The organism is Deltaproteobacteria bacterium, assembly GCA_016709225.1.
Taxonomy (GTDB): domain Bacteria; phylum Myxococcota_A; class Polyangia; order Nannocystales; family Nannocystaceae; genus Xiheibacterium; species Xiheibacterium phototrophicum.
Map to the genome: position 1 here is coordinate 1,355,085 of JADJEE010000012.1, position 17,889 is coordinate 1,372,973.

General features: G+C 70.4%; 18 protein-coding genes. 8 read left to right on the forward strand and 10 right to left on the reverse strand.

Going from position 1 to position 17,889, the window contains the following annotated elements:
- Nucleotides 1-73 precede the first annotated feature (73 nt).
- The gene (locus IPH07_30560; GenBank protein ID MBK6921778.1) at nucleotides 74-1,180 is read left to right on the forward strand and encodes an FKBP-type peptidyl-prolyl cis-trans isomerase; all 1,107 of its coding nucleotides are present in this window, start codon (nucleotides 74-76) and stop codon (nucleotides 1,178-1,180) included.
- A gap of 20 nt (nucleotides 1,181-1,200) precedes the next feature.
- On the opposite strand, the gene IPH07_30565 is transcribed toward IPH07_30560, so the two are convergent.
- Complete coding sequence (locus tag IPH07_30565; GenBank protein MBK6921779.1) at nucleotides 1,201-2,811, reverse strand: hypothetical protein; 1,611 nt, start codon at nucleotides 2,809-2,811, stop codon at nucleotides 1,201-1,203.
- Nucleotides 2,812-2,971: 160 nt separating this feature from the next.
- On the opposite strand from IPH07_30565, the gene arfB reads away from it, so the two are divergent.
- Nucleotides 2,972-3,451: an aminoacyl-tRNA hydrolase gene (arfB, locus tag IPH07_30570; protein MBK6921780.1), complete on the forward strand. Its 480-nt coding sequence runs from the start codon at nucleotides 2,972-2,974 to the stop codon at nucleotides 3,449-3,451.
- A 17-nt stretch (nucleotides 3,452-3,468) separates the two neighbouring features.
- Here the strand turns inward: arfB and IPH07_30575 are convergent, their stop codons facing one another.
- Nucleotides 3,469-4,089, reverse strand: coding sequence for a TetR/AcrR family transcriptional regulator (locus tag IPH07_30575; protein MBK6921781.1), 621 nt, complete (start codon nucleotides 4,087-4,089; stop codon nucleotides 3,469-3,471).
- Nucleotides 4,090-4,201: 112 nt separating this feature from the next.
- Here IPH07_30575 and IPH07_30580 point away from each other — a divergent pair, with 112 nt between their 5' ends.
- Complete coding sequence (locus IPH07_30580) at nucleotides 4,202-5,644, forward strand: aldehyde dehydrogenase (GenBank protein MBK6921782.1); 1,443 nt, start codon at nucleotides 4,202-4,204, stop codon at nucleotides 5,642-5,644.
- 5 nt (nucleotides 5,645-5,649) lie between these two features.
- Nucleotides 5,650-6,321 carry a TetR family transcriptional regulator gene (locus IPH07_30585; GenBank protein ID MBK6921783.1) on the forward strand — a complete coding sequence of 224 codons (672 nt, stop codon included), beginning with the start codon at nucleotides 5,650-5,652 and terminating at the stop codon, nucleotides 6,319-6,321.
- Here the strand turns inward: IPH07_30585 and IPH07_30590 are convergent.
- From IPH07_30590 to IPH07_30610, 5 genes are all read right to left on the reverse strand, one after another.
- Nucleotides 6,285-7,571, reverse strand: coding sequence for a hypothetical protein (locus IPH07_30590; GenBank protein MBK6921784.1), 1,287 nt, complete (start codon nucleotides 7,569-7,571; stop codon nucleotides 6,285-6,287). The genes IPH07_30585 and IPH07_30590 overlap by 37 nt on opposite strands.
- A 91-nt stretch (nucleotides 7,572-7,662) precedes the next feature.
- Nucleotides 7,663-8,586, reverse strand: a complete 924-nt coding sequence (locus IPH07_30595; protein ID MBK6921785.1) for a PepSY domain-containing protein — start codon at nucleotides 8,584-8,586, stop codon at nucleotides 7,663-7,665.
- Nucleotides 8,489-9,145, reverse strand: coding sequence for a PepSY domain-containing protein (locus IPH07_30600; GenBank protein ID MBK6921786.1), 657 nt, complete (start codon nucleotides 9,143-9,145; stop codon nucleotides 8,489-8,491). Before IPH07_30600 ends, IPH07_30595 begins: the two co-directional genes overlap by 98 nt.
- Nucleotides 9,142-9,408 carry a hypothetical protein gene (locus tag IPH07_30605; GenBank protein MBK6921787.1) on the reverse strand — a complete coding sequence of 89 codons (267 nt, stop codon included), beginning with the start codon at nucleotides 9,406-9,408 and terminating at the stop codon, nucleotides 9,142-9,144. Before IPH07_30605 ends, IPH07_30600 begins: the two co-directional genes overlap by 4 nt.
- Nucleotides 9,405-9,701, reverse strand: coding sequence for a hypothetical protein (locus tag IPH07_30610; GenBank protein ID MBK6921788.1), 297 nt, complete (start codon nucleotides 9,699-9,701; stop codon nucleotides 9,405-9,407). Before IPH07_30610 ends, IPH07_30605 begins: the two co-directional genes overlap by 4 nt.
- A gap of 49 nt (nucleotides 9,702-9,750) precedes the next feature.
- Here IPH07_30610 and IPH07_30615 point away from each other — a divergent pair, with 49 nt between their 5' ends.
- Entirely contained in the window at nucleotides 9,751-12,126 is a 2,376-nt protein-coding gene (locus tag IPH07_30615) for a TonB-dependent receptor (protein ID MBK6921789.1), read from the forward strand.
- A gap of 117 nt (nucleotides 12,127-12,243) precedes the next feature.
- Complete coding sequence (locus IPH07_30620) at nucleotides 12,244-13,488, forward strand: hypothetical protein (protein MBK6921790.1); 1,245 nt, start codon at nucleotides 12,244-12,246, stop codon at nucleotides 13,486-13,488.
- Nucleotides 13,489-13,522: 34 nt separating this feature from the next.
- Here the strand turns inward: IPH07_30620 and IPH07_30625 are convergent, their stop codons facing one another.
- Together IPH07_30625 and IPH07_30630 are read right to left on the reverse strand one after the other, a co-directional pair.
- Nucleotides 13,523-14,905, reverse strand: a complete 1,383-nt coding sequence (locus tag IPH07_30625; protein MBK6921791.1) for a c-type cytochrome — start codon at nucleotides 14,903-14,905, stop codon at nucleotides 13,523-13,525.
- A 10-nt stretch (nucleotides 14,906-14,915) separates the two neighbouring features.
- A complete protein-coding gene (locus IPH07_30630) occupies nucleotides 14,916-15,587 on the reverse strand; it encodes a hypothetical protein (GenBank protein MBK6921792.1) in 672 nt (223 codons plus the stop codon).
- 96 nt (nucleotides 15,588-15,683) lie between these two features.
- Between IPH07_30630 and IPH07_30635 the strand changes: the two genes are divergently transcribed.
- Both IPH07_30635 and IPH07_30640 read left to right on the forward strand, forming a co-directional pair.
- Nucleotides 15,684-16,052: a YccF domain-containing protein gene (locus IPH07_30635; protein MBK6921793.1), complete on the forward strand. Its 369-nt coding sequence runs from the start codon at nucleotides 15,684-15,686 to the stop codon at nucleotides 16,050-16,052.
- A 210-nt stretch (nucleotides 16,053-16,262) separates the two neighbouring features.
- Nucleotides 16,263-17,045 carry a hypothetical protein gene (locus IPH07_30640; protein MBK6921794.1) on the forward strand — a complete coding sequence of 261 codons (783 nt, stop codon included), beginning with the start codon at nucleotides 16,263-16,265 and terminating at the stop codon, nucleotides 17,043-17,045.
- On the opposite strand, the gene IPH07_30645 is transcribed toward IPH07_30640, so the two are convergent.
- The gene (locus IPH07_30645; protein ID MBK6921795.1) at nucleotides 17,013-17,873 is read right to left on the reverse strand and encodes an HTTM domain-containing protein; all 861 of its coding nucleotides are present in this window, start codon (nucleotides 17,871-17,873) and stop codon (nucleotides 17,013-17,015) included. The two genes, IPH07_30640 and IPH07_30645, sit on opposite strands and share 33 nt — an antisense overlap.
- Between the last annotated feature and the right edge of the window lie 16 nt (nucleotides 17,874-17,889).

The following is a 17,889-nucleotide window of genomic DNA, read 5'->3' on the forward strand; positions in this document are numbered from 1 at the left end:
GGCGGAGACCAAGGCGCCCGAGACCGCGACGCCCGAGGCCAAGACCGACAAGCCCAAGCCGCGCGGCAAGCAGGTGCCGCCGCCCGAGGACGTCGCTGCGCCGCCGGCCGATGCCCAGCGCACCGACAGCGGCATCGCCTACCGCGTGATCACGCCGGGCACCGGCCCGAGCCCGAAGCTGAACGACTCGGTGAAGATCGAGTACACCGGCTGGACCACCGACGGCACCACCGTCGAGCTCGCCGAGGAGGGCAAGCCGCGCACGGTCGCGGTCGCGAAGGCGCTGCCGGGCTGGACCGAGGCGTTGCAGCTCATGCACCAGGGCGAGACCGCGCGACTGTGGATCCCCGAGGCGCTGGCCTACAAGGGCGCCAAGGGCCGTCCCGCCGGCACCATCGTCTATGACATGAAGGTGGTCGAGGTCTTGGCCGCACCCGAGGTGCCCGCCGACGTCGCCGCGCCGCCGGCCGACGCGAAGAAGACCGCAGAGGGCGTCGCGTACAAGCAGCTCGCGCCCGGCACCGGCAACGAGCACCCGCGCGAGTGGGACAAGGTCACCGTCCACTACTCGGGCTGGACGACCGACGGCAAGATGTTCGACAGCTCGGTGACCCGCGGCAAGCCGGCCTCGTTCAACCTCAAGCAGGTGATTCCGGGCTGGACCAAGGGCATCCCGATGATGGTCGCCGGCGAGAAGATGCGCTTCTGGATCCCCAAGGAGCTCGCGTACGACGGCAAGCCCGGCAAGCCCGCCGGCATGCTGGTGTTCGACGTCGAGCTGCAGAGCATCGAGAAGCTGCCCGAGCCGCCGCCACCGCCCGAGACCCCCAAGGACGTGGCAGCGCCGCCGACCGACGCACAGAAGACCGCCAGCGGACTCGCGTACAAGGTCCTCAAGAAGGGCACCGGCACCGATCACCCGACCGCGGCCAGCAACGTCAAGGTCCACTACTCGGGCTGGACCACCGACGGCAAGATGTTCGACAGCTCGGTCACCCGCAACAGCCCCGCGCAGTTCCCACTGGGCAACGTGATCAAGGGCTGGACCGAGGGTCTGCAGCTGATGGTGGTCGGCGAGAAGACGCGCTTCTGGATCCCCGAAGCGCTGGCCTACCAAGGCAAGCCGGGCAAGCCCGCCGGCATGCTGGTGTTCGACGTCGAGCTGCTCGAGTTCAAGTGATCGCGCCCGCGTCGGCGTCGTCAACCGCCGACCGGGACGTCGCCGGCCGAGCTGGGTAGCTCGCCGGGGTCGTTCCCGATGTCGTCGACGGTGCCGTAGCCGAGCTGGCCCGCAGCGGCCTCGCCCCAGCAGCGCACGCGTCCGCCGTCGAGCCGGGCGCAGGTGTGGTCGCCGCCCGCGACGATGTCGAGGACCTGCGCGGTCGGATCGTCGTCGACCACGACCGAGGGGATCAGCGCCGGCAGGTCGCCGGCGGCGTCACCGAGGTTGTCGGTGGCGCCCTGCCCGAGCTTGCCCGCCGCGCCCTGCCCCCAGCAGCGCACGTCGCCACCATCGAGCAACGCGCAGGTATGCGCGCGGCCGGCCGAGATGCGAAGCACCGCAGCACCGCCGACGTCGAGGGTGGACGACATGAGATCTTCGTTGTCACCGAGGTCCTGCGTGTCGCCGTAGCCCAGGCGTCCGTCGCCGCCGTTGCCCCAACAGACGGCCGCGCCGGTGTCGAGGATGACGCAGGTGTGCTGCGAGCCGGCGCTGATGTCGATCGCGGGCGAAGGCAGTGAGACCTTGGTCGAGGCGCTCGCGGGCTCGTCGTCGCCGATGTCGGGGTTGTTGGTTTGGTTGCCGAGGATGCCCTGTGCAGCGTCGCCCCAGCAGTAGACATCACCGCTGACGGCCTCGATCACGCAGGTGTGACCGGCTCCGGCGGCCACCCGCGCCGCGACCCGTCCGAGCGGCACCGGCCCCTGCTCCATCGGGGTGTTGGTCAGCCCCACGGGGTCGGTTGCGGAATAGCCGAGCTTGCCCGCGTTGCCGTCGCCCCAGCAGTACACCGCGCCGTCGTCGATGACGGCGCACGCGTGCGACCCTCCGACCGACACATCGATCACGTTCGCGGGCAGCGGCACAGCCCCCGCGCGAACCGGCGACTCGGAGTCGCCGATGTCCTGCATCACGCTCGGCCCCAGGCCCAGTCGACCGAGCTCGTAGAAGCCCCAGCAGTACACCTGGCCGTTGCGGCGGAGCGCGCACGAGAACGCGGAGCCCAGATCGACCGCCACCGCAGCGCCACCGATGTCGACGTCCGTCACCGTCGCAGGCAGCTCGTTGTCGCCGATGTTCGCGGTGTCGGCGTGGCCGGTCTTGCCGTGGTCGCCGTTCCCCCAGCAACGCAGGCGACCGTCGTGGGTCATGCCGCAGGTGTGATCGTGACCGAGCGCGAGCGCGGCGATGCCGGGTGACACGGTGCAGTCGGCCTCGCAACCCTGGTCGGGCCCGTCGTCGGGCGGGTCGCACTGCTCGCTGCCCTCGAGCGTACCGTTGCCACACACCGTCACGCAGGTGCCGTCGACACACCCGAGGTCTGCTTGGCACATGCCGTCGTTGCAGGCGCAGCCGAGGGTCCCGGGTTCGCACGGACCCTCGCCGGCGCTGCTGCTGCCGTCGCTGTCACCGGTGCCGACCGTGCCGTTGGTCGCGGTCGCTGAGCTCGTGCTCGCCGTGGTGGTCGGCTGCAGGGTCGCGTCACCGCTGCCGCTCTCACTGCTGCTGGCGCTCGCGACCCCGGAGCCGCCGTGTCCGCTGCTGTCGAACTGGCACGCCAATGCGCATGCCCACAGCGACGGCCACACCCACGGGTTCGATGCTCGAGTGCTACGCGTGGTGCCCCGCATTCGTCCCGACCGTCGCCCCAGGATAACAGCCCCCGAGGAGCCTTTGGGGGCCGCAATCCGAGGTTGCACTTTCGCGCGCGCATGCATGCGCCTATCTTGCGCGACCGACGAGGCCGCGATGTCCGAGCAAGAAACCACCACGACGGTGCGCGACGACGATCTCCGGGTGGTCGCCAGCGGCGGCGCCGTCCATCGCGAGCTCGTGATCCCCGGCGCCGAGCTATCGTGGACCGCCGTGCGCTCCGCCGGTCCGGGCGGGCAGAACGTCAACAAGCTCGCCACCAAGATCGATCTGCGATTCGACGTGGCCGCGTCACGCGTGCTCCCCGAGGCGGTCAAGACGCGCCTGCTCGCGCTGGCGGCGGGTCGCCTCGACGCGCGCGGCTGCATCATCGTCACGGCCCAGGAGTCGCGCAGCCAGGGCGCGAACCTCGAGCGCGCACGCGCGAAGCTGGCGGATCTCATCGGCGCCGCGCTGGTGCCTCCGAAACCGCGGCGCAAGACCAAGCCCACCGCGGGCGCGAAGCGGCGACGGCTCACCGCCAAGCGCGAACAATCCGAGAAGAAGGCCGCGCGCGGCCGTGTGCCGACCGACTGATCGCCCGGGCAACGCGCTCAGCCGGCTCGCGACGCGTCGACCAGCACCGAGCTCGCGAAGACCTTCCAGGCGTGCTCGAGGTAGACCTCCGCGTGGTCGACACGGCCATCGTCGAAACCCGTCGCGAAGCCGCCCTCGTCGAACCACGCGTTGACGAGGCCCAAGAAGATCATCAACACGAACTCGGGCGGCATCTCGGGCCGCAACACCCCGGCCTGCTGCGCCGCCGCGATCTGGGCGATCGCCCGCGTCCGCAGGTCGACCACGAGGTCGGCGCACTCGCGATCGCCCTCGAGTCGCATCCACGTGATCATTCGATGCACCTGCGGGTTGGCGCGCAGGAAGTGGAAGTAGGCGTGCATCGAGGCCTTGATGGTCTCGTGCGTGAGGCCGCGGGCGTACAGCGCCAGCTGGGCGGCGTGGTAGCTGCCGAAGCGACGGCGCTTGATCTCGGCCCACAGGCCCTCTTTCGAGCCGAAGTGGTGGTGGATCAGACTCTTGGTCACGCCGCTGCGCTCGGCGATCTCGCTCATCGAGGTCGCCGCGAAGCCACGCTCCAAGAACAACCCCTCGGCCGCATCGAGGATCGCGGCCCGCGAGGCCTCGGGATCGTGCTTGCGTGCGACGATGGCCGCCACCGCTTCAGCATGGCTCAAACTGGTCGACCGGTCAAACCGCCGGCGGTACTTCCGCGCGGCGAACATTGCTTCGTAATTCCAGCGGCTTTTGACAAATGACCGCGGGTCAGTCATGTTCGTGCCGGAGTTTCTCGCCATGCCCGGATCGCCCGCTTTGCCCCTGCGCGACGCCCACAGCCTCGACGCGATCGTCGACGGGCACGTCGCCCGCCAGCGCCAGTACTTCGACAGCGGGGTGTCGCTCGATCGCGAGTTCCGCGAGACCCAGCTCGGCCTGCTCGGCCACGCGATCCGCAAGTTCGAGCCGAAGATCCTCGCCGCGCTCCACGACGACCTGCGCAAGAGCAGCACCGAGGCCTATGCCACCGAGATCGGCTTCACGCTGTCGGAGCTCCGACACACGCGCAAGCACGTCGGCAAGTGGATGCGGGGCTCGAGCTGGTTCTCGCCGCTCGCGGTCGGGCCCTCGCGCAGCCGCATCCACATGCAGCCGCTCGGCTTGAACCTCATCATCGCGCCATGGAACTACCCCTTCCAGCTCGCGATCGCGCCGCTGGTCGCAGCGATCGCCGCGGGCAACGTCGCGCTCATCAAGCCATCGGAGCTGGCGCCGGCGACCTCGGCGGTGGTCGCCGAGCTGGTCGCCGACACCTTCGCGCCCGAGTTCGTCGCCGTGATGGAGGGTGAGATCGCAGTGGCGCAGGCGCTTCTGGCCCGCAGCTGGGACCACATCTTCTTCACGGGGAGCCCGAGCGTGGGCCGCATCGTCGCGCGCGCCGCCGCCGACCAGCTGTGCCGCGTCACGTTGGAGCTCGGCGGGAAGAGCCCGGCGATCGTCACCGCGACCGCGGACATCGAGGTCACCGCGCGTCGGCTGGCGTGGGGCAAGTTCACCAACGCCGGACAGACCTGCATCGCCCCCGACTACCTGATGGTCCACGCCTCCGTGCATGACCGGGTGATCGACGCCCTGCGCGAGGCCATCCGCAGCTTCTACGGCGCCGACCCCCGGCAGAGCGCGGACTTCGGCCGCATCGTGAACGCCCGCCACTGGCGGCGCCTGGTCGGTCTCATCGACGCCGACAAGGTCGCGATCGGCGGCAACCACGACGAAGACGATCGCTACATCGCGCCGACGGTGCTCATCGACGTCGAACCCGACGACGCCGTCATGGCCGACGAGATCTTCGGGCCACTGCTGCCGGTGATGCGCTATGAGGCGCTCGACGACGCGTTCGCCATCATCCGGCGACACCGCAACCCGCTCGCGGCGTACCTCTTCACCGCCGACACCGCCGAGGAGCAGCGCTTCGTCGAGCAGGTGTCGTTCGGTGGCGGATGCATCAACAACACGCTGGTGCACATGGCCGATCCCGATCTGCCGTTCGGTGGCATCGGCACCAGTGGGCTGGGGGCGTACCACGGTCGCACCGGCTTCGAGAGCTTCAGCCACCGCAAGTCGGTGATGCGTACGGGCACGTTCCTCGACCCGAGCGTGAAGTACCCGCCCTACACCGACGCGAAGCTGTCGATCGTCCGCAAGCTGATCGGCTGAGCGGAATGAGGGCGCGAGCTCGCAACCCCGCCGACAAGCTCGCTCGGCGCGAGTCGATCCTCGCGATTGCCGAGGGCGTGCTGTCGCGACGGCAGTACGGCAGTCTGACGATGGCCGAGGTCGCCGACGCGTGCGGCCTCGCCAAGGGCACGCTGTACCTCTACTTCGCCTCGAAGGAGGAGCTGTTCCTCGCGACGCTCGAGCGGGAGTTCGCGCGTTGGTTCGATGACCTCGGCCGCGAGCTGCTGCGGCGGGCGCCGGTCTCGGCGCGGGAGTTCGCCGACGCCGTCGCGCGCAGCCTCGCCATGCGGGGTACGCTGGCCGATCTATTGCCGCTGCTGCACACGGTGCTCGAGCACAATCTCGCCGCCGACACGGCCTTGCGCTTCAAGCGAATGTTGCGCGACAAGGTCGTCACCGGAGGCGCCCTCGTCGAGCAAGTCTTGCCCGGCCTGCGCGAGGGTGACGGCGTGCGCCTGCTGCTCCGCACCCACGCGCTCGTGGTGGGCCTGCGGCAGCTGTCCGATCCGCCGCCCGACATCCAAGCCGTGCTCGCGCTCGACGAGCTGTCGGCACTGCGCGTCGAGTTCGAGCGCGAGCTCGCCGACGCGCTCGCGGCCATGGCCGCCGGCATGAGCACTCACCTGCGCTCGGTCGGCACCAGCGAGCGCACGTGAGCCGCGACGGCGAGGCGATCGGCCTCGCTGAGCACCGCAGCGAAGCCCGGCATCTCGCGCTCGGGGTCGAACTGCCGCGGGTCTGCGATGTAGGCCGCAAGCGTGGCGTCATCGGCGAAGTGGTCGATGAGCCCCTGCGCCCACGCCCGCAGCTCGGCCGGATCGCGACCGTGACAGTAGTGGCAGCCGGCGCGGAAGAACACGTGCTTGCCGGGATCGAGCCGCGTGCCGGGGATGAGATAGTCCGCCGACTCCGGCACCGCGCGCGCGACCTGGGGCGCGGCGCTCAGATAGGCGTAGATCGCCGCGACCTCGGTGTCGTCGAGCTCGCCGTAGCGCGGCATCGGCCATCGCACCAGCTCGCCGTCGGGCCCGAAGCCCTCGACCAAGGCGCGCCGGAATTCTTCGTACGACCAGTTCGCGATGCCATGCACGGGATCGAACGTGATGTTGGCGGCGTAGATCGCCTCGCCGTTGCGGTCGAGCAGCCGCTGGCCGCCACCGAGGAACTCCGGGTCGTCGATCGGATGCTCGAGCGCGAGGCTCTCGGGCCCCGAGCCATGACAGCCATTGCACTGCAAGAGATCCTCGACGAGGTAGCGACCGAGCTCGCGTGGCTCGTCGCGGGACGGTGCCGGCACCGCCTCGCTCGGTAGCTGCGGCGGCAGCCAGTCGTAGCGCGCGTGCAGCTTCACCCACAGTGACGGCGCGCTCGCGGGCGGCTGCGCGGCGTCGGCGATGACCCACGGGTGATCGCTGCGCAGGAACACCAGCGTCGCATCGAGGTCGTCGCTCGACATGCGGGTGAACCGCGGCATCGTCGGCGGCACCCAGACGTGCTCCTTGTCGATGCCGCCGCGCAGGAGCAGCGCGAGCTCCGTGTCGCTCCAGCCGCCGATGCCGGCACGGGGATGCGCGGTGAGGTTGGTCGCCGACGCGGCGCCCAAGCGCGACGGCAGCTCCCGCATCGCGCGTCCCGTCAGCGGCCCGCCCGCCGGCCCTGCGTGGCAGCGACGACACGCGCCCGCGACGACCTTGCGTCCGCGCGCGAGCAGGCGCTCGCGCGTCGCGTCATCGTCGATCACGATCGAGACCTCGGGCGCGACGATCTCGTCGTACCGCGGCAGATCACCGAACGCGATCCATGCCAGCACAGCGGCCACCAGGGTCGCGAGCGTCGCGATCACCAGCAACACCACCCGCAGGGCTCGACGGCGTCGCGCACGGCGCGTTCGTGGGCGCGTGGGCAAGGCTGCGGCGGTTGTAGCAGGTGCCTTCGCGGGGCTTCAACCGCAGGACTCGCAGACAGCCATCGTCACCGATGGCCGGCCTGGGCGTGGGTCAGCGGGACCTCCCGGCGCGATGGGCGAGCCACGCCGCGGCGGCGCTCGCGAGCCCGAGCGCGACGAGCAGGAGCTCGATGCGCGTCACCGCCGGGAGTGCCAAGGCCGCGACCGGCAGCGTGAGCGCGTCACCCATCACGATCGCGAGATCGAGCGCGCCGGCGATCGCCAAGTCGACGGCCGCGACCGTGGCGAGCCGGGCTCGCGTCACCATGGCGAGCGACAACGCGAGCATCCAGGTGGCGATGAAGGCCCACCACTCCGTGCTGGCGCGGGCGTCGACATGGTCGGGCAGTCGTCGGTTCAGCGCGAAGTACACCGCCACCGCGAGGACGAGCCCCGCACAGGCCCCCACGCCGACACGGGCCACCCACCCGCGCCCCGACGATGCCGCCGGCCGCCGGTCGACCCAGACGACTTGTCCGAGCACGATGAGCACGCACACCGCGAGGGTCAGCACCACGTAGCAGCAACGTGCCGCGTCACCGCCGAACCACGCGAAGTGCAGCGCGTAGAGCGGCTCCTCGAGCGTGCGCGTGGGCGTGCGTGCGTGGCTGGTGTCGAGCAGCACCTCGCCATCTCGCGCGCGCACGAAGACGTAGCGCCACGGCGCGCTCAGCCGACTCTCGAAGAAGACGAACACCCACGCATCGGCGTCGCCGCGCAGTACGAGGCCGACGTAGTGCGGCGGTTCCGACGTGCCGACGCTGGCCTGCGCGCGCCCGACCAGCTCGGCGATCGACATCGCGGGCGCTGCCACTGCGCTGCGAGCTTCGGGCGCTCCGCCGTAGCCCCGGACGGTCTGGACCGCGGACATGCTCCCATCAAAGGATGTCGCGGCCAGGCCCGCGCCGATCAGGTTGCCGAGCGACAGCGTCGCGCCCGACCACGCCATCGCGATGACGAACGGCAGCGCGAGCAAACCCCAGGCTCTTGTGCGCGTCGGCGGCCCACCAACGCCGGCGCAACTGCGGACGATACCGCCACAGGTTCTGCCGCAGTCGGCCCAGCAGCAGCATGAAGCCACCGATCGCCGCGATCAGCAGGGCGATCGCAGCGACGCCCGAGAGCTCCATGCCCACCACCGGCAACGGTCGTAGGAAGTGCAGGCCGTAGAGCGCATCGGCGAGCTCGCTGCGCGGGCGCAGCAAGGTCCCATCCCGTGCATCGACCCAACCCAGCGTGTCTTCGCCGCTGCTCACGCGCACGTAGGGGTTGTCGTGCGAGAGCTCGAAGCCAACGTCCGCCTCGGGCGGTACGACGCCGGCGGCACCGAGGTCCGCGGCCAGCTGCTCGAGCTCCGTCGGCGATGGCGGCCCACCGGCGACCTGCAGCCCCGGCTCCTGCCACACGACCAGCTCGTCGTGGAACAGCGCGAAGACGCCGCAGTAGAACGCGATGAACAACGGCACCGCGAACAGCACGCCGATCCAACCGTGGAGCTCCCACTGCACCGCGTAGGCGCGCGGCGACAGCTTCACGTCTCACCCCCGAACACCAACGACACCGCGACGGCGATGGCCGCACCGCACCAGGCCCACGCCCTCGCGCCGCTGCTGCACAGCGGCAGTGCGAGCACCAGGCCCACCCACGCCCACAGCATCGCGTGGGCGCCGATGGGAAAGCGGACCGGGAGCGGCAGCGGCAACCGCTCCACGAACGCGGCACCGATCGCGAAGGCGGTGAGCGGCGCGCCGAGGATCACGGCGAGCCCGCGCGCAGGCGACCGCACGCGCGTCGTCATTGCAACCCCCTCGGAGCGCAACACGACACCGCCGCCACCACCCACGACGACCACGCGAGACGCGACGCCAACGACGGCCGCGCTGCCAACACGCACACCGACGAGCACGCCGCTGCCATCAAGGCGACGAGCGAGAGCACCGCACCTTCGATGGCTTCGCTTGCGTACCCGACGACGAGCGCGAGTGCGGCCGACGAACTCGAGGCCAGCGCGCGCACGCGCGTCGACCACCGCGGACACGCTGCGGCCGCGACCGCCGCAACCGCGAGCGGGAGGATGGAGAGCGTCGTCACGGCTCCGACTCTACTTGAAATCAATTTTCATTTTCAATACAAATCAGTCGTGACGACCGTCTACGCCGCGTTCGGCGCCGTGATCTGCCTGAGCCGGCTGGCGACGTCGGAGCCACCACCGCCGGGCGCCCCGGTCCTCGAGGAGGGCGCGGATGATGCCGAGCGCGACGATGCGAGCCTCGATCAGGGGCCGCGCGACGAACACGGCGACGGCGACCCAGCGCACATCGGCGGCGACGATGCATCGCCCCCGAGCGACGTCGGCGAGCAACCGTCCCCACCGTCCCCGACGACCGAGAGTCGTGCGACCGCCACGTCACCCGACACGCCGACGCCGACGCGCGGGCCCATCGACGACGCGACCGAGGTGACGCCCGCCGCCGCGACGACGGATGAAGGAGCGCGACACGTAGTCGTGCGATCGCCAGCCGACGAGATGATGGGGTCCGCCGAGGCTGTCGAGGTCGTCGACCTCGCGGCGGCGCAGCGGCAGACCGCGGACCTCGGCCAGGTGCTCTCGCGTAGCCGCGGCGTGATGTTGCGACGCGCCGGCGGACTCGGCAGCAGCTCCGACTTCGCCCTCGGCGGCCTCGGTGGCGCGCAGGTACCGTTCTTCGTCGACGGCGTCCCGATCGAGTTCTCCGGCTTTGCACTCGACCCCGCCAACATTCCCGTGGGGCTGGTCGACAGGGTCGAGATCTACCGCGGCGTCGTGCCCATTCGCTTCGGCGCCGACGCGCTGGGCGGCGCCGTGAACCTCGCTCGCGACCTGCGGATCTACGGCACGCGCAGTTCGGTCTCGTACCAGGGTGGTTCGTTCGACACGCACCGCCTGCTCGCGCAGAGCTCGACGCTACTCGAGGGACCCGGGCTCTACGCCGCAGCGTTTGGCTTCCTCGATCACAGCCGCAACGACTACCGCATCGACGTCGAGGTCGGCCAGCCCGATGGCAGTCTGGTTGCGACGACGCTCCAGCGACGCCACGATCGCTACCTCGCGGGCGGCGGCGGCATCACGCTCGGCGTCGTCGATCGCCGCTGGGCTGATCGCTTGCTGGTGACCGGCTTCGTCAGCGCGCTCGACAAGGAACTGCCGCACAACGTGGTGATGACGGTGCCCTACGGCGGCGCGAGCTGGGGCGAGATCCGCCCCGGCGCCAACCTGCGCTACGACAAGCAGCTGCCGCGCGATCTCGCAGTGTCGCTGACAGCCGCGTTCGCGCAGCGACGCATCCGCTTCACCGACACCGATCACTGCGTGTACGACTGGTACGGCCGCTGCGTGCTCGAGAAGACCACGGCCGGCGAACTCACTGCGATCGGCACCGATCAACGCATCATCCAGAACGGCGCCTACGGCAACCTCGGGCTGTCGTGGAGTCCAGGACGACACGCGCTGCGGCTTGTGATCGCTCCGGCTGGTTTCGGGCGACAGGGCAGCAACGCGCTCGCCAACGCCGACGCCCGCGATCCCCTCACCGCGCGCCGGCAGCTGTTCAACCTCGTGACTGGCCTCGAGTACCAGGTCGACGTGCTGCGCGAGCGGCTGCAGAGCGTCTCGTTCGTGAAGGACTACGTGCAGGCGGCCATCGCCGATCGCGTGGTGCCTGGCGCCGATGACTACCCGACGATGCGACGCGTCGACCACGAGCTCGGCGCGGGCCAGGCGCTGCGCTGGCGCTTCACAGACTGGGCTCAGGTGAAGGCATCGTATGAGTGGGCCACGCGGCTCCCGAGCGTCGACGAGCTGTTTGGCGACGGCGTCCTCGTCGAGCCCAACCTCGAGCTGCGACCGGAGCGCTCGCACAACTTCAACCTCGGTGCGTCGGTGAACCGAACCACCCGCGCAGGACGGTGGTGGAGCGATGTGCTGACCTCGGCGCGACTGGTGCGTGACGCGATCGCGCCGATCCCCGAGGACAACCGCATCTCGTCGCAGAACGTGAACGACGCGCGCGCGCTGGCCGTCGATGCGGCGCTCGGCTGGACCTCGCCAGGCCGGTGGGTGACGATCGACGGCAACGTCACCTTCGTCGACTACCGCAACGCGTCGGCGGACGGGCCGTTCGGTCCCTACGACGGCGACCGCATGCCGGCCCGCCCGTGGCTGTCGGCCAATGCCCACGGTCAGCTGTTGCTCACCGAGTTCGTCGCGACCGGCGACAGTCTCGCGCTCGACTGGACCACGCGCTACGTGCACGGGTTCTTCCGCGGCTGGGAGAGCGCCGGCACCACTGCGTTCAAGCAACGGGTGCCCCCGCAGGTGCTGCACGGCGTGGGGGTTTCCTACGTGGTCGCGCGGCGCCGCTGGGAGGTCGCGACGGCCCTCGCCGTGAGCAACCTGCTCGACGCGCGCGCCTTCGACTACGTCGGGGTCCAGCTGCCCGGCCGAGCATTTCAAGCTCGCGTCACGGTCGCGTTCTGAGCGCCACGTGGCATTTCTCGCCCGTTTTCGTTGATTTTGATTTTGATTTTCAATTTTATTTAAGTCAAGGTCCGGTCGATGGCTCGACGACACCAAGTCCCTCACGTCCTGTTCGCGATGCTCTCGACGACGCTTCCTTCGTGCGGCGAGGACAGCGATCCGAGCGCCGGCGCCACGGCCAGCGCGGCGGATGACGCCGCCGGCGACGACTCGACCGGAGACGCTGGTGGCGACGTCGTCACCGGTCACGTGTTGGCCTCCGTGGTGATCACCGACACTGGCCGCACGACCTACGTGCAAGTGGTGCCCGAGCTGAGTGGGCACATCACCAACGCCGCGGGCGTGGAGATCCCCGGCAACGGCGTGTTGTTGGTCTCGGGTCGCGACGTACTCGTCGGCCTCGCGGAGGAGCCCACGTGGGTGAAGTACGGCGTCGCCGCCGACGGCACGCTGTCGGAGACCGGGCGCATGAGCTTGGCGAGCTACGGTCTCACCGCGGTCGACTACGGCAACACGCTGGTCGACGAGGACACGGCCGTCTCGATCTCCAGCGACGCACTGGCGGCGATCGTGTGGAACCCCAAGACCATGACGATCACCGGCACGATCCCGCTGCCTCACCTCGCGCAGGCGGGCTTCGACCTCGAGAACTGGACCACCGCCGCCCACGACGGGCTGGTCTACGTGCCGGCACGGTGGGCCGACTGGGACAACGGCGTGATCCTGGGCCGCGTGGTGACCACCATCCTCGATCCCGCGTCGCTCGAGATCGTCGGCGTCGCAGAAGATGACCGCTGCGCGAGCGGAGGCAACGTCGTCTTCGATGCGGACGGCTACGCGTACGTGATGGGCGATGGCCGCACCTACTCGGCGCAGATGTTCGCGAACGCAGCCGGCGAGCCCGCCCCCGAGAACTGCATCCTGCGCATCGCGCCGGGCGAGACCGACTTCGACGAGAGCTGGATGGTCACGGTGAAGAGCCTGACGGGCGGCCTCGAGTCGATCACCGAGCTCGCGACCGCAACCCAGGGCTCGGGCCACGCGATCGCGAAGATGTTCTACCCCGACGCGCTACCCGACGGCGTCGAGCCGATCGACTTCGAGTTCTGGAGCTACAACGCCCACCGCATGTGGCGGATCGAACTCGGCGAGTCACCCGTCGCGATGCCGGTGACCGACGCACCGCTGTCGGCGATCGGCTTCACCGGCGCGGCCTCGGGCGGCTTCTACTACCAAGGCGAGAGCGAGGATGGCGGCGGCACCACGACCGTCTACCGCATCGACCTCGCGGCCAACACGATGAGCCCGCTGTTCACGATGGACGGCTACTTCTACGGCACCTACCCGCTGCCGCCGGCGTGAAGAAGACTCGCACTGGCCCACCGCGGCGTCGAGTTCAGAGGCTGCGGACGTAGGCGATGATCGCCGCGCGCTCTTCGGCGGGCAGCTGGGTGCCCCACGCGTGCCCAGGGACGGCACCCGGGCCGTGCACACCACGGGTGAATTGCGGCGACATGCGCTCGGGGTCGAGCACGTCCTCGAGCGTGGCCACGCTGCCGTCGTGGAAGTACGGTGCCGCCGCGGCCACCGCGACGAGCGGCGCAGGTCGGTAGGTGCCGGTGCCGCGCGCGGCCGAGTTGGCGAGCGCGGCATCCGTACCCACCAAGGTCGCGGCCACCGGCGGGCCGCTGCCCGCGGGGCCATCGTGGCAGCGGCGACAGTGACGAGCGAACGCAGCTCGTCCCTCGCGCATGCCTTCGACCTCGGCGAACGGCCCGGTCGGCGGCTCGAGTGATGCGACGAACATTGCCATCGCCCACGTCAGCTCGCGGGGCGGCCGGGCCCGCTCGCCGTTGGCTTGGATCACCTGCGTCTCCTGGCGGATGGCCAGCACCACGAGATCGCGGGCGTGTCGCTCGGCGGGATCGGAGAACTCGCGACCGCCGAGCCGCAACGTCGCGCCCTGCGTGAGCGCGGTGAGCTCGGGCAGTCGCCAGAGGTCGGGGATCGCGACCGGATCTTCGTCGTCGTCGCCGGTGATGTCGGCCCGCCCACGACCCCACCGCGCCATCCGTCGCGCGAGCGCATCATCGAGCGGGACGGCGGTCTCGGCGTGGTACTGCAGCCGCGCGCGGCCGTAGTCGAGCGCGCGACGAGCCATGCCCAGGAACGCGCGCCCGTCGTGCGGGGCGCTGTGGCACAACGCGCACGTGATGCCGACGCGAGCGGTGCCGTCGAGATCGTCGAATACCACCAGCCCTGGGTAGCTGCCGTCGCTCGTGGTGAAGAGTCCGAGCTCGCTCGCGCGCGTCTCGTCGCGCAGCGCGTGGGCGAGCGAGTCGTCGGCCCGCAGCGGCAACGAGACGAACACCCGCTGGCCCAGCTCGCGCCAGCCATCTTCGTCGTTGGGCACCACGCCATCCCACAGCGGCTGCGTCGCGCGAGGGAGCTGCAGCTGCCCGCTGCGCAGCGCCGGCAGCATCGCGCGCGTCATCGGCACGACGCGCGGGTTCCACAGCGGCAACAGTTCCCAGCCCGCATCCGTCAGACCGTAGGCGGCCAGGCGATCGCGGGAGTAGCCGTTGTCGGGGTTGCCCAGCGAGGCCTCGAGCACCCGCCGCCGCACGCGTGGATCGTCGAGGTACGCCTCGCGCTCGCGCTCCTCCGGCGACGATGCGACCTCACCGTGCTCCTCGGGCAGCGGCTCGGCCACGATCGCGGGCTCGCGGCCACACGCGGTCGCGAGCAACACGATCGAAGCAAGTCGCACGCGCGTCACGTTCGGGCCTCTACGTCACGATCACGTGCGGCTGTTCGCGCTGGAACTCGGGCGAGCGCAGCGTGATGGTACGGCCCTCGAAGGTGACATCGAGCTCGAGCACGAGCCGGGCGCCATCGTCGGGCCCGAGCGCATCCTCGAGCTGGGCGCCCGCAGCGGCCCCGAGCTTGTACGAGACCTTGAGCTCGCGCGCGCGCGGCAGCGACTCGTTCCATGCGACGTAGCGGCCATCGTCGTTCCAAACGCTGGGCGCGCGCACCGCGAGCGTCGCGATCGCCTTGCCGTTGGCGGCCGTCGTGACCCGCGCTGCGGTCACGCGAAACGGCAGATCGCCGGCCCCATCGTGGGACAGCGCGAGCTGCACCGTCGACTGCGTGCACGGCTGCGACCAGCCGCGCCCATCGCCCGGCAATGCAGCCCCCGGCGCGACATCACCCGCGGGACGCTCGCGCATGACGGGCTGCGCGGCGCTGGCCGGCATCGCGGCTGCCGGCGCGGCGTCGGCGGGTGCATCGGGGCAGTCCTGCACGAGCTGGACCGAGGCGATCATCGCGCGCAGTTGCACACGCGGCGCCTCGACCTTCGGCGTCGGCGGCGGGGTCTCGCCCACGGGCGGCTCGTGGCCCGTACACGCGGCCAGCGCCGCGATCAGAGCCACCGTGAACGACGCAGACCTCGACATGGCACCTCGCATGACCCAAGGTAACGCGTCGAGCGGCGCGATGGGTGTCCTGGAATAGCTCGACACCGCACCGACTACTCCGGCCCCAAGTCCACGATGTCCCTGCTCGGCAATATCATCTGGTTGGTGTTCGGCGGCCTGCTCTCCGGACTAGCCTACATCGTGGTCGGACTGCTGCTGTGCCTGACGATCGTCGGCGCGCCCTTCGGTCTGCAGGCGATCAAGATCGGCGTCGCGACCTTCGCCCCGTTCGGCAAGCGCATCGTCGACCTCCCGGGTGCGAGCACCCCGCTGCGGTTCCTCGCGAACCTGCTGTGGCTGGTGTTCGTGGGCTGGGAGCTGGCGCTGGCCCACCTACTGTGGGCAGGTGTGCTCGCGCTGACCATCATCGGGCTGCCCTTCGCGATGCAGCACCTCAAGCTGGCGCCGCTGTCATTGATGCCGTTCGGTCGCGATCTTCGCTAGTACCTCGACACAGGATTGTGATGGGTCAGAACGCCGTCATGGCCGCGACTCCGCAAGGCGCCGTGCCGCCGGAATACCGGGCGTATTTCAAGGTGCGGCAACGCAGCGAGGCGCGGTCAGGGCGGTGTCATGGCCCTTCACAATCCTGTGTCGAGGTACTCGTGGGCCGGGCCCTCGCGGCGGCGGCCCGACCTGCTACGCTGATCGTTCGTGCATGACGATGGTCTACAGCTGACGTGGAGCGTGCGCGAGCCAGGCGAGGACGACGCCACCGCGACGCGGGTACTCGCAGATCTCTCGCGCTTCGCCCGTGAGGCCTGTACGGCCGCGTTCCCAGAGTCTGCCGGCTATTCGGTGGTGCACCAACGCCTCTCGGGCGCACTCGACGGCATGACCACGACCATCCGCCGCCACCGGTTCCACGGCATGGTCAGCGTGCAGCGGTTTTGTCGCTGCCACGGCGCGCCCAGCGAGGGCATCGAGTTCCGCGTCGTCGCGATCGGCCGCCATCAACCCGAGCAGGCGCTCGAGCCAGTGCCCAAGCGACCCGCGCGACACTGGGGCGTGGTCGGCTTCGTCGCCGGCGCGACCGGGATCGGCATCGCGGTCATGCACCTGCTGGGCATGCTCTCGACGTGGGGACAGCTCATGGCGTTGTTGCCGGCCTTGATGGCCTGGCGCATGGCGATGGCGATGCGACTGGCCGACGAACTGCGCCGCGACGCCCAACGCCAGGCGCTCGCGGCCGCGCCGGTCGACCCCCAGGAGCAGCAGGGCGATGCGCTGCGCTGGCAGCGGGTGCTCGATGCGCTCGCCGCCCAACGCGACGCGGTGGTCGAGCGCTTCCAGGCCACCGGTTTTCGCACCCCCGGTGCTCTGCCTGGCACCATCGCAGCGTTCACGCCGCTGCCGATCGAACATCACGTGGTGCCGCGCGCGTTGCCGGTGCCCGATCTCGCGCTACCTCCGCTCGGGCGCTCGACCGCGCTGTGAGCCCGATCGATCGCGCCAACGCGCAGCGACCCGCGCGAGCGGCTGCTCGAGCGAGAAGAACGGCGCATACGCGACGCCGAAGAGCTGGTAGGGGAACCCGATCCACATGAGCGCGACCACGCCGACGTGGAAGCCCCACGCCGCCGCGCACCACCACCGGCCCACGCGCGCGTGCAGCAGCGCCAGCGGTGCGCCGAGCTCGACCGCCAGCGAGACCGCGGCCAGCCCTACGAAGATGGCGCCGTAGGGCACCAACGCCACGCCGAGACCCGAGTAGGCGTCGCCGAGCTCGGCCTTGCGCAGGTTGTCGAACGCCACGAGATTCCGCAGCGTATCGCCCGTCACCCACCGCCAGCCCGACGCGCGCAGCTTGCTGACGCCGGCGATCGCATAGGTGACGACGGTGACGAGCGCCAACAGTCGGATCGGCGCGCCGTAGCGTGTCCGCGCCGCGCCGTCGACGGCGTCACCGCGTCGGCGGGCGTCGAGCGACCACGCATCGGCGGCGGGCGTGATCGCGAGCACACCGACGTGGAGCACCATCAGGTTCTCGGTGTGGAACACCATGCCCCAGGAGTTGCGGAAGCTCAGCAGCCACAGCAGCGCGAACGCGAACAGCGGCGCGCTCACGCGATGGCGCCAGCCCAGCACGAACGCGCCGCCGCCGACGACGCTCACCACCAGCGCCGCGATCACCGGTGCGAGCGTGGGCGGTGCCGAGCTCCACGCGAGCGCACCGACGCCGCGGAACTGCCACGCAGGATGGCCCACGGCCGTGACGAGCCCGACCGAACGGATCGCCACGTAGATCAGCGCCGCCGCGCCCATCACGATGCGCAGCGCC